Origin of the sequence: Stenotrophomonas lactitubi, from assembly GCF_002803515.1 — a bacterium.
GTDB classification, from domain to species: Bacteria; Pseudomonadota; Gammaproteobacteria; order Xanthomonadales; family Xanthomonadaceae; genus Stenotrophomonas; species Stenotrophomonas lactitubi.
In genome coordinates, this window is record NZ_PHQX01000001.1 from 888,630 (window position 1) to 900,256 (window position 11,627).

Here is an 11,627-nt window from a genome sequence, read left to right on the forward strand (position 1 = left end):
AGACGGCAAAAACATGGAAAAGTTCATCGCGGGACCAGGCCGAGGATGTCGTTGTAGAACGCCAATCCCATCAGCCCGGCCAGCAACGCCAGGCCGATGTATTGGCCGGCGGCGACGGCACGCTCGCTCAGCGGGCTGCCCTTGACCAACTCGATAAGGTAATACAGCAGGTGGCCGCCGTCCAAGATGGGGATCGGCAGCAGGTTGATGATGCACAGGCTCAGCGACAGCAGGGCGAGGAACTGGATGAACCAATCCACGCCACGTTTGGCCGAAATATTGGCGACCCGGGCAATGGTGACCGGGCCGGAAACGTTCTGCAGCGAGGCTTTGCCGGTGACGATCCGGCCCATCATGGCCAATGAATCGGCGGCCATCCTGCCGGTTTCACGCACCGCCACCGTCACCGACTGCAGCGGGCCGAACTTGAGCAGGGTGTCGTAGGCGGGGCTGTAGCTCTGGGCAAAGCCGGCGCCGATCTGCCAGGTGGGTTGGCCCTTGCCGTCCTTGCCCTGGCGCGGGGTGATCTCCAGCGCCAGGCGCTCGCCGCCACGCAACACCTCGATCATCGCCGGGCCACCGCGGCGGCCGAGGCTGCCCACTTCGCTGATGGCCTGCTCGACGCTGTCGATGCGCTGGCCGTCGATCGCCACGATCAGGTCGCCGGTCTGCAGGTGACCTTCCGCCGCCGAACCCTTCACGATGTTGTCCACCAGCGGCGGCTGCAGCCACGCACGCCAGTACACGCCGGCCAGGATCGGAACCCGGCGTTCATCGAAACCGGCCGGCAGCTGCGACAGCGGCAGGGTGCGCGAGCGCAGCTGGTCTGCAGGGTCCAGAACTTCAAGGGTCACATCGCGACGGTCCATCGCCGCCGCGGTCAGGGCCATGCTGGCCTCACCCAGGGTGATCACATCACGGCCGTCCACGCTCAGCAGGCGGTCACCACTGCCGAGCCCGGCCGTGGCGGCCATGCCCGTAGCGCGGCCCACGGTTGCGGAATAGTCCTGCTTGCCGATCACGAACATCGCCCACAGCAGCAGGATGCACAGCAGCAGGTTGGCGATCGGGCCGGCGGCGACAATGGCGATGCGCTGCCATACGGTCTTGTGATTGAAGGCCTGGCCGCGCTCGTGCGGGTGGACCTCGACTTCGCGTTCGTCGAGGAATTTCACATAGCCGCCCAGCGGAATGGCGGCGATGGCGAACTCGGTGCCATGGCGGTCGCGACGCGACCACAGCGGACGGCCGAAGCCGACCGAGAAGCGCAGTACCTTGACCCCGCACAGGCGCCCGACCCAGTAATGCCCGAATTCGTGGAAGGTGACCAGCAGCCCAAGGCTCACGATCATCCACCAGACCGATCCGATGAAGTCAGTCATGCAGGTTCACATTGGCGGACACGGGCGGCGGCGTCATACGGGATGGGTGCGCTGTTCAGGTGGCGGCGATGGCGTTCAGGGTCAGCTGGCGGGCCCGCTGGTCGGCGGACAACAGAACCTCAAGTGTATCGGCTGGTTCGGTCGGCAGTGTTGAAAGAGCGTTAGCAACCAGCGTCGGAATGGTCAGGAAGCCTATGCGGCCCTGAAGAAACGCTGAAACAGCCTCTTCGTTGGCGGCGTTCAGCACCGCCGGGGCGGTACCACCGGCGCGCATCGCCTGCCATGCAAGGGCCAGACAGGGGAAGGCGTCGGTGTCGGGGGCCTCGAAATCCAGCCGGCCCTGGGTCAGCAGGTCCAGCCCGGACACGCCCGATTCGATCCGTTGCGGCCAGCCCAGGCCCACCGCCAGGGTGGTGCGCATGTCTGGCAGGCCCATCTGCGCCAAGGTGGAGCCGTCAACGAACTCCACCAGCGAATGCACCAGGCTCTGCGGGTGCACCAGCACCTCGATGCGCTCGCCGGGGATGCCGAACAGATGGTGGGCCTCGATCACTTCCAGGCCTTTGTTCATCAACGTCGCCGAATCGACCGAGATCTTCGGCCCCATCGACCACTTCGGGTGCGCCACGGCCTGGGCCGGGGTGACCTGCGCCAGTTCGGCGCGGCTGCGCCCGCGGAACGGTCCGCCCGAGGCGGTCAGCAGGATGCGGCGCACGCCGGCACCGTCGAGGCTGGCATCACGTGAACGCAGGCACTGGAAGATCGCGCTGTGCTCGCTGTCGATCGGAATGATCTCGGCGCCGGCACGTTCGGCGGTACGGGTCAGCAGTTCGCCGGCCAGTACCAGGGATTCCTTGTTCGCCAGCAGGATGCGCTTGCCGGCCGCAGCGGCGGCCAGGGTCGAGGACAGGCCGGCGGCGCCGACGATCGCGGCAACCACGGTATCGCAGGCGTCACTGGCGGCCAGCTGGTCCAGCGCGGCATGGCCGGCGTGGGCCTGGGTGGCCAGGCCGGCATCGCGCAGGCCGTCACGCAGTTCGGCATACAGGGTTTCGTCGGCGATCACCGCATGCGCGGGCCGGTGCTGCCGGCACAGGGCCAGCAGCGCCTGTACCTGGCGGCCGGCGGCGAGCACGGTGGCCTGGTAACGCAGCGGGTGGCGGGCGATCACGTCAAGCGTGGAGGCACCAATCGAGCCGGTGGCGCCGAACACGGCGACCCGGCGCAGGTCTGCAGCAGCATCCATGGTCAGAACCCGAAGATTTCCTTGCCCAGTGCGAACACCGGGATGGCCGCCAGCACGCCGTCGACGCGGTCGAGCACGCCGCCGTGGCCGGGGATCAGGTGGCCTGAATCCTTGGCGCCGGCATGGCGCTTGATCAGGCTTTCAAACAGGTCGCCCAGTACCGAGGCGAATACGGCCACCACCGAGGTGACCAGCAGGCCCGGCAGGTGCGCGGCATCGATGCCGGCCAGCCAGCCCAGGCCGACGGCCACCGCAACACCGGCGATCAGCCCACCGACGAGGCCTTCCCAGGTCTTGTTCGGGCTGATCCGCGGTGCCAGCTTGCGCTTGCCGAAGTGACGGCCGGCGAAGTAGGCGCCCGAATCAGCGGCCCAGACCAGCGCCAGCGCGGCCAGCAGCCACAGGTGGCCCTGATGGCCCGGCGGGTCGCCGCCGGCATGGATCAGTACCAGCGCCGCCCACGCCGGCACGATCGCCAGGGTGCCGGCCAGCAGCTTGAGGATGCGCGCCGGACTGCCGGGTTGCGCGCCGAAGTTGAAGAAGCGCAGCCACACCAGCGCGCCCAGCCACCAGGCCACGCCCACCAGCGTCGCGATCTGGAACAGCACCAGGGTGCCGGCATCGGCCCACACCAGCAGCACCATCAACACAAGGTTGAGGACCAGCAGCACGGTGCGGGCGAGGGTGTCTTCGACATCGGCCAGTTTCAGCCATTCCCACAGGCCGATCAGCAGCACGGCAGCAGCGGCGGCGGCCAGCCATTGCGTGGGCAGCAACAGGATCGCAGCAATGGCGACCGGCGCCATGATCAGCGCGGCGAGGACTCGGGTCTTGGTCATGGGCTGGACGTCTCGGTGGCCAGGGCGGCGATCTGGGCGCTGGTCAGGCCGAAGCGGCGCTCACGACTGGCGTAGGCATCCAGCGCCAGCTGCAGCTGCGCGGCGTCGAAATCCGGCCACAGCGCTTCGGTGAACCACAGCTCGGTATACGCCAGCTGCCACAGCAGGAAATTGCTGATGCGGGTATCGCCGCCGGTGCGGATGAACAGGTCCGGTGGCGGCAGGTCGGCCAGAGCCACCTGTCGCCCCAGCAGGGATTCGTCGATCTGCTCGGGAAGCAGGCGGCCGGCGGCCACTTCAACGGCCAGCGCGCGTGCGGCACGGGCGATGTCCTGGCGGCCACCATAGCTGGCGGCGATCGACAGGGTCAGGGCACTGTTGTCGGCGGTGCGCTGTTCGGCCAGCTGCATGCGGCTGACCAGCCCGGCGCCGAAGCGCTCACGTTCGCCGATGAAGCGCACACGCACGCCGCGCCGATGCAACTCGTCCACTTCGCGATCGAGCGCGCCGAGGAACAGCTTCATCAACGCATCGACTTCTTCCTGCGGCCGGCCCCAGTTCTCGCTGGAAAACGCGAACAGGGTCAGCGCCGGAATGCCCAGTTCCAGGCAGCGCTCGATGGTACGGTTGACCGCACGCGCACCGGCCCGATGGCCGATGACGCGGGGGCGACGGCGCTGCTGTGCCCAACGCCCGTTGCCATCCATGATGATGGCAACGTGGCGCGGCAGGGCGGCCGGCAGAGGAGGCGGGACTGAAGGCATCGACTTCAGACCGACATCAGTTCCTTTTCCTTGTCGGCGACGACCTTGTCGATGTCCTTGATGTTGGCGTCGGTCAACTTCTGGATATCGTCTTCGCCGCGCTTCTTCTCGTCTTCGCTGATGACCTTGTCCTTCAGCAGCTTGGCGACTTCCTTGTTCGCATCCTGGCGGATGTTGCGCACGGCGATCTTGGCGCCTTCGCCTTCCTTCTGTACCTGCTTGGTCAGTTCCTTGCGGCGCTCTTCGGTCGGCGGCGGCAGGTTGACGCGGATCGAGGTGCCGATGGTGTTCGGGGTCAGCTCGATGTTGTACAGGCCCTTCTCGATCTCCTTGATCATGCTCTTGTCGAAGGGCGTGACCAGCAGGGAGTGGGCGTCGGGGTTGGAAATGGACGCGACCTGGTTCAGCGGCGTGCTGGCGTTGCCGTAAGCATTGACCGTGACGCGGTCCAGCAGGGCCGGCGTTGCGCGACCGGTGCGGATCGAGGTGAGGGTGTGCTTAAGAGCGTCGATGCTCTTGGCCATGCGCGTCTGCGCGTTGTTCTTGATGTCGTTGAGCATCGCCAGGGTCCTGGATGTAACTGGAATCGGGCGATTATAGGCGAATACGGGACGCCGCCGGGCCTGAATCGGCCCGGAGGTCGCCTTGCGCTCAGCCTCAGGCCGGGTCGCGGCCCTGGACGAGGGTGCCGATGTTCTCGCCGTGCAGGATCTTCAGCAGCTCGCCCGGCTGTCCCATGTCGAACACGCGCATCGGCAGGTCGCTGTCACGGGCCAGGGCGAAGGCGGCGGTATCCATCACTTCCAGGCCACGACGGATCACTTCGTCGTAGCTCAGGCTGTCGAAACGGACGGCGTCGCTGTACTTGTTCGGATCCTTGTCGTACACGCCATCGACCTTGGTGGCCTTCAGCAGCAGGTCGGCGCCGATCTCGATGGCGCGCAGGGCTGCGCCCGAGTCGGTGGTGAAGAACGGGCTGCCGACGCCTGCGGCGAAGATCACCAGGCGGCCCTTTTCCAGATGGCGGATGGCGCGGCGGCGGATGTAGTCCTCGCACACGTCGTTGATCTTGATCGCGCTCATCACGCGGGCCTTGGCGCCCACTTTTTCCAGCGCATCCTGCATGGCCAGCGCGTTGATGACCGTGGCCAGCATGCCCATCTGGTCGCCGGTGACGCGGTCCATGCCGCCAGCGGCCAGGCCTGCACCGCGGAAGATGTTGCCACCACCGATGACCAAGGCGACTTCGGCGCCGGCCTGCTGGGCTTCGACGACTTCACGGGCCAGGCGATTGATGATCTTGGGGTCGATGCCGTAGTCCTCATCTCCCATCAGCGCCTCCCCGGAAAGTTTCAACAGGATGCGGCGATAGGCGAGCTTGGACATAGGGACCTCGGGTGCGTGGAAATCGCGGGCGATTCTACGCGCAAGCGGCGCGCGGCCAAAGCGTTTTGTGCACTGCGGCGCAAAATACCGGTGTGCCCCGTACATCCGGGGCGCACCATTCAGCCCAGCTCGGCGCCCGCAGTGGCAGACAGTTCATCATGCCCGAGTTCGCCGGGAGAGCGTGCAATGACCCGGTTGCGGCCCAGATTCTTGGAGCGGTAAAGCACGTCATCTGCAGCGCGCAGGAGGTCCTGCACGCCGGCAAAACGCTCGTAGCCGCCCTGGGTGGCTACACCGGCCGAGAAGGTGATGAACAGCGGACCGCCTTCCAGTTCCGCCATCGGGGTGGCGACGATGTTGGCCAGTACCCGGCGGATAACGTCCAAAGCCACCGATTCGCTGGTGTTGGGCAGCAGGGCGACGAACTCCTCGCCGCCGAAGCGGGCCACGGTGTCGCTGTTGCGCAGCTGCCCCTGCAGCTTGCCGGCAAAGACGCGCAGCACCTCGTCACCGGTCAGGTGGCCGTGGGCGTCGTTGATTTTCTTGAAATCATCCAGGTCGATGAAGGCCACCGACAACGGCCAGCCATGGCGGCCGGCACGCAGGAATTCCTGTTCAAGCACGGCTTCGAGCTGGCGGCGGTTGAGCACGCCGGTCAAGGCGTCGCGATGGGCCTGGTCGGCCAGGCGCTTGGCACGGGCCTCGAATTCATCGGCGCGCCGGCGGGCCTGGTCGGCATCCTGCAGCTCGCGCAGGTTGCGCAGGGTTGCGAGCTCCTGGGCGTGGTCGATCAGCTCGCGCACGCGGGCCGGCGAATTCAGGCCGTTCTCGAACAGGCTGGCGATGTCCGGCAGCGCTTCGCTGATCCGGGCCAGGACCTGGTCGAAGCGGGCACTGTCCAGCTCCAGCCGGTCGTGGACCTGCTGCAGGGCGCGCTCGCGGGCGGCATCGGCGTCTTCATCCAGCCAGATGTCGGCAACGGCGCCAGACAGCTGTACGCAGGCCTGGAATGGATTCTCGGCGGCACCTTCGTCTTCGCTGTGGCGGATGCTGTCGACCAGGTAACGCGGCAGGCCCCACTCCTCGGCTACCCATGCACCGACGTCGGCGTGGCTGCAGCCGAGTTCCTGGCGCTCGCGCGCGATCAGGTCGGGGTTGTCGCGCGCTTCGCGCAGCAGCGGCAGGTAGCGTTCGGATTCGGCCTGGGCCAGGCACAGTACGCCCATGTCCTGCAGCAGCCCGGCCAGCATCAGCTCCTCCAGCCGGCGCAGGCCGCGGGCCTGGCCGAGCTGGCTGGCCGCCAGCGCGCTGAGGATGCTGCGCTTCCAGGCGCGTTGGCGCAGGTCGTGGTCGGCGCCGCCTTTGCCGGTCAGGCCCTGGGTGACGGTGAAGCCCAGGGCGAGGCTGATCGTAGCGTTCAGCCCGAGCATGGTCAGCGCCTGGCCGAGGTTCTCGATCCGGCGCCGGCTGGCGTACAGCGGCGAATTGGCGATACGCAGCATGCGGGCACTCAACGCCATGTCGATGGCGATGATGTCCGCAGCGGTTGCGATGTCCGCTTCCGGGTCCTGGGCCAGTTCGATGATGCGCAGGGCAATACCGGGCGGCGAGGGGAGGTTGCGGCAAAGCGCCAGTGCAGCTGTCAGCTCGGGAGGCATGTCGGGTCGTTCAATTCCATTAGGACAAGAATACCTAGGAATGCATCACAGTCCGCGACTTTCGTTCCTGTTATGTGACTGCAGGTTCCCTTTGCCGAGTATCGGCTTGATTCGCACGCAACGCAAAGACCCGGGGTTCGGGTGTGCGCACCAACGGTGCACACCCGCAGAAAGGGCGCCCACCGCGGGGGCAGGCACAAAAAAAGAGCCGCGGTCTCCCGCGGCTCCTTCTGGTTTCATTACAGCCGGGAGGCTGGAATCAGACCTGCATCGCCTTGGCAACTTCAGCGGCGTAGTCTTCCACCACCTTCTCGATGCCTTCGCCAACGACCAGCAGCTGGAAGCCAGCCACGTCGGCGCCGGCAGCCTTGACCACCTGCTCGACGGACTTGTCGCCGTCCAGCACGTAGCTCTGGCCGTACAGGGTCACTTCGCTGACGATCTTGTTGATCTTGCCGCTGATGATCTTTTCCAGGATGTCGGCCGGCTTGGACTTGTCCTTCTCGGACATCTTGGCCAGTTCGATTTCCTTTTCCTTTTCCACGAACTCGGCCGGCACATCGGCAGCCTTGTTGTGCGGCGGCTTCAGCGCAGCCACGTGCATGGCCAGGCCGCGAGCCAGTTCGGCGTCGCCACCGATCAGGTCGATCAGCACGCCGACCTTGCCGTTGGTGTGGACGTAGGAACCCACGTTGCCGGTGGTGTCCAGCTTGACCAGGCGACGGATGAGGATGTTCTCGCCCAGCTTCTGGATGGCGGTGGCGCGGGCTTCTTCGACGGTTTCGCCGGTGGCCAGCTTGGCGCTCTTCAGCACTTCCACGTCGGTGGCGCCCGATGCCAGGGCAGCGGCAGCGACGGAATCGACGAAGTTCTTGAAGTTGATGTCGTTGGCGACGAAGTCGGTTTCCGAGTTGATCTCGACCAGCACGGCCTTGCCGCCGTCCTGGGCCAGGCCCAGACGACCTTCGGCGGCCACGCGGTCAGCCTTCTTGTCGGCCTTGGCAGCGCCGGACTTGCGCAGCGCTTCAGCAGCGGCGTCGATGTTGCCGCCGGCCTCGGTGAGCGCCTTCTTGCATTCCATCATGCCGGCGCCGGTGCGCTCGCGCAGTTCCTTGACCAGGGAAGCAGTGATTTCCACGGGATTACCTCACGAAAGAAAGGGGTTGGGCCGGCATGGTGGCCGGCCCGTGTGACAGTTTCCTGTCGTCGCGCCATCGGCAGCGGACAGGAAAGGTGGGCGCGTGGCGCCCACCAGGGCCTGGATCAGGCCTGGGCTTCGCCCTTGTCGGCAGCAACGGCCTTCTTGGCCGGAGCGCGGCGAACCGGCTTGCCTTCTTCGGCCGGAGCGTCGGCGAACTCTTCTTCACGGACGGTGGCGGCGTGCGGTGCAGCAGCCTTGCCTTCCAGCACGGCGTCAGCAGCAGCGCGTGCGTACAGCTGCACGGCACGGATGGCGTCGTCGTTGCCCGGGATCGCGTAATCCACCAGCTCCGGGTTGTAGTTGGTATCGACGACAGCGATCACCGGGATGCCGAGCTTCTTGGCTTCCTTGATGGCGATGTCTTCGTGGCCGATATCGATGACGAAGATCGCGTCCGGCAGACGGTTCATGTCCTTGATGCCGCCCAGCGAGGCTTCCAGCTTGTCGCGCTCGCGACGCAGGCCCAGCACTTCGTGCTTGACCAGCTTCTCGAAGGTGCCGTCGGACTCACCGGCTTCCAGTTCCTTCAGGCGGGCAACCGACTGCTTCACGGTACGGAAGTTGGTCAGGGTGCCGCCCAGCCAACGCTGGTTCATGAACGGCATGCCGCAACGCTCGGCTTCTTCGCGGATCGACTCACGCGCGCTGCGCTTGGTGCCCAGGAACAGGATGGTGCCGCGCTTCTGGGCAACCGACGAGATGAAGTTCATCGCGTCGTTGAACAGCGGGACGGTCTTTTCCAGGTTGATGATGTGGATCTTGCCGCGGGCGCCGAAGATGTACGGAGCCATTTTCGGGTTCCAGTAGCGGGTCTGGTGGCCGAAGTGGACGCCGGCTTCCAGCATCTGACGCATGGTGACCTGGGGCATTGCAATACTCCTGATGGGGAACCGGCGATTCCGCCCGCGGGATAGGTATGCGGGACGCGTGGAAGCGCTGAAGGTTCCGGGGTTGGGCTTCCCTGTTGCCTCCGTGGCCGAACTCCTTGCGGAGCACCCCGGCACGGATGGGGGCAGCAGGTGTGGATTCACCGGTGACGTCCGGTGTGGACGGCGTCCTGCGCACAGGGCGGCAGGACATCCCGGCGATTATAGCCTGCTTGGCGGGCGGGCTGCAATTGCGGGCGTCGGCGCGGCCAGGATCACCTCTGCGCCGTCCTGCAGGCGGGCGTGGAACCTGCCGCCGGCATAGCCATCGGCGCGTGGCGGCAGCTGCCACGCGCGCTGGCGCGCCGCCAGTACGTAGCCGGCAAGACCGGGCAGCAGCAGGCTGCGGTGGCCGCCGACTGCCTCATAGGAAAGGTCGCTCAGGCGCGCGTGCCCGATGCCACTGTTCAGAAGTCGCAGCATGAGTTGCGACCCGTTGAGCACCACCTCTGCCTGCAGGCAGGGGGACGCTGGGCCAACCGGTTCGCCGCGGAACAGGGGCAGTGAATAGCGTGGCATGGCCGGTTCTGCCGGTGCCAGGATGATACGGAATGCCTGTTCGGCGGCCACAGGCGCGGACGACGCCGGAAGCAACCAGACGCGCTGGCGCGCACCGGCAGGTACATCCAGCAGGGTTGGGCTGGCCAGCACCTGCGCGCTGCGTTGCAGGTGTTCGGCACCCGGTTGCTGGTCCCACGCCCAGATCTGCACCTGGCCGCGCCAGTGCCCAGGGCCGGGATTGTGCAGCCACAGCTCGGACCGCCCCTGTGCGGCCGGCAGGCGCAGGGTGGTCGGCATCAGATCCAGCGCCTGCACGGGCATGGGCAGCAGTGCCAGCAACAGGGGCAGCAGCCGGCGCATCAGTAGTAGGTGGTTGGCGGTTCAGATGCGGCACGCCCTTGCTCGTCCTGCGCTGGCGGGGCCAGTTCACGGATCTGTGGCGGCAGGTGCAGGGTGTCGCTGTGCTGCTGTGGCACCGGGCAACGGGGGCCGCCCTCCGTGCCGGCGCAGCCTTCAACCACGGTCAGGCGGATCTGCAACGGAGCGGGCGCCGGGTCGGCCCACGCTGTCGTGCTGGCAATGGACATCGCTCCGATCAGTACTGCCCGAACCACCTGCCATCCACCCTGTTGTCGACCTGATGCGCGGTATCGGCCGACATGGGGGATTCTGTAGTGCGGGGCGTCACTCAGTAGGTGATCGTTACCTGTACCAGGTCGTTGTAGGTGCCGGCCGGCGGTTGGTCACTCACCGGCGGTACCCGGCCGTAGATGGTCAAGGGTTGCGCGCTGCCAGTGCCGACACCGCTGAAGGTGTCCACGTTGAGCGTATTGCCCCAGCGCTGGCTGCGCGCAGCATCCCGGTACAGCTCATAGGTCAGGTAATAGTTGTTGCTGCCGATGGTGGTGCGCATGCGCCGGGTACTGCTCAGTGCAGGGTTGTTCTGGCCATTGTCGAGGCTGACCTGGAACGCGGTGCGCTTGAGGCAGGTCAGGGTGAGGGTGGCGGTCTGGTCGATATTGGCGGGAATGCCGCCGGTGACGTTGCCGAAATTCATGGTGGTGGTGAGGTAGCTGCCGCATTGCGGCAGCACGGTGGCAGTGGCATTGAAGGTGAAGGCATTGCTGGCGGTGTTGGTGCCGGTCGCGCCGCCATTGCAGGTGGCTGGCACGGTGGCGGTGCCCAGCAGCACCTCGTTCCAGGCCCAGGTGAGCACCACGCTGGCACCGGTGAAGGTGCTGCTGTAGTTGCCGGAGGCCAGCACCTGGTTGGCCGGGATCTGTGCGAACAACTGCGTGGTACGGCTGCCGGAGCCGCCGATCAGCGGCACGCTGTAGGTCATCGTCAGTTCCTGTGCGGGCGGTGTGCCGCGCGGTGCCAGGCCGGTGACTTCGCTGTAGTTGGCGACGTTGTATATCTGGAAATTGAGCGGATCACTGCTGCCGTTGACCATTGTCCGCCACGGCGAAGTACTGGTGCCGCCGGTGCCATTGCCCAGGCCGATGCAGACGCGGATGCCGGTGGTGGCGATAAGGCTGAGCGCGGCGGTGGAGCAGTTCACGGCAATGTTCAAGGTGCCGGGGGTGGCACCTGCGGCGCCGCTGCTGACGTTGCCGAAGGGCAGCAGCGCGTCGGCGGTGGCGGTGCAGGTGGCGGCCGCGCGCGTCGGTGCACTGGCGATCAGGCCTGCAAGCAGCAGCAGGCCGAGCAGCAGCGGGCGCAGG

General features: G+C 66.4%; 12 protein-coding genes. All 12 read right to left on the minus strand.

The window, feature by feature from the left end; translation table 11 throughout:
* Window positions 1–23: 23 nt before the first annotated feature.
* A complete protein-coding gene (gene rseP / locus CR156_RS04190; protein ID WP_100552014.1) occupies window positions 24–1,382 on the minus strand; it encodes an RIP metalloprotease RseP in 1,359 nt (452 codons plus the stop codon).
* A gap of 55 nt (window positions 1,383–1,437) precedes the next feature.
* Window positions 1,438–2,628 (minus strand): 1-deoxy-D-xylulose-5-phosphate reductoisomerase, encoded by a 1,191-nt coding sequence (locus CR156_RS04195; RefSeq protein ID WP_089239841.1) that lies wholly within the window; start codon window positions 2,626–2,628, stop codon window positions 1,438–1,440.
* Window positions 2,629–2,630: 2 nt separating this feature from the next.
* Entirely contained in the window at window positions 2,631–3,467 is an 837-nt protein-coding gene (locus tag CR156_RS04200) for a phosphatidate cytidylyltransferase (protein ID WP_100552015.1), read from the minus strand.
* Entirely contained in the window at window positions 3,464–4,231 is a 768-nt protein-coding gene (uppS, locus tag CR156_RS04205; RefSeq protein WP_100464280.1) for a polyprenyl diphosphate synthase, read from the minus strand. The genes CR156_RS04200 and uppS overlap by 4 nt, the downstream gene beginning before the upstream one ends.
* Before the next feature lie 5 nt (window positions 4,232–4,236).
* Entirely contained in the window at window positions 4,237–4,791 is a 555-nt protein-coding gene (gene frr, locus CR156_RS04210; RefSeq protein ID WP_089239845.1) for a ribosome recycling factor, read from the minus strand.
* Between the two features lie 97 nt (window positions 4,792–4,888).
* Window positions 4,889–5,617 carry a UMP kinase gene (gene pyrH, locus CR156_RS04215; protein WP_025877663.1) on the minus strand — a complete coding sequence of 243 codons (729 nt, stop codon included), beginning with the start codon at window positions 5,615–5,617 and terminating at the stop codon, window positions 4,889–4,891.
* Window positions 5,618–5,736: 119 nt separating this feature from the next.
* Entirely contained in the window at window positions 5,737–7,275 is a 1,539-nt protein-coding gene (locus CR156_RS04220; protein ID WP_100552016.1) for a sensor domain-containing diguanylate cyclase, read from the minus strand.
* Between the two features lie 259 nt (window positions 7,276–7,534).
* The gene (tsf, locus tag CR156_RS04225; RefSeq protein WP_089239849.1) at window positions 7,535–8,413 is read right to left on the minus strand and encodes a translation elongation factor Ts; all 879 of its coding nucleotides are present in this window, start codon (window positions 8,411–8,413) and stop codon (window positions 7,535–7,537) included.
* A 125-nt stretch (window positions 8,414–8,538) separates the two neighbouring features.
* On the minus strand, window positions 8,539–9,345 hold the full coding sequence (gene rpsB / locus CR156_RS04230; protein WP_089239851.1) for a 30S ribosomal protein S2: 807 nt from the start codon (window positions 9,343–9,345) through the stop codon (window positions 8,539–8,541).
* 219 nt (window positions 9,346–9,564) lie between these two features.
* Entirely contained in the window at window positions 9,565–10,263 is a 699-nt protein-coding gene (locus CR156_RS04235) for a fimbrial biogenesis chaperone (protein WP_100552017.1), read from the minus strand.
* Window positions 10,263–10,490 carry a hypothetical protein gene (locus CR156_RS04240; RefSeq protein ID WP_100552018.1) on the minus strand — a complete coding sequence of 76 codons (228 nt, stop codon included), beginning with the start codon at window positions 10,488–10,490 and terminating at the stop codon, window positions 10,263–10,265. Before CR156_RS04240 ends, CR156_RS04235 begins: the two co-directional genes overlap by 1 nt.
* Before the next feature lie 101 nt (window positions 10,491–10,591).
* Window positions 10,592–11,626, minus strand: coding sequence for a Csu type fimbrial protein (locus tag CR156_RS04245; RefSeq protein WP_100554074.1), 1,035 nt, complete (start codon window positions 11,624–11,626; stop codon window positions 10,592–10,594).
* Window position 11,627 lies beyond the last annotated feature (1 nt).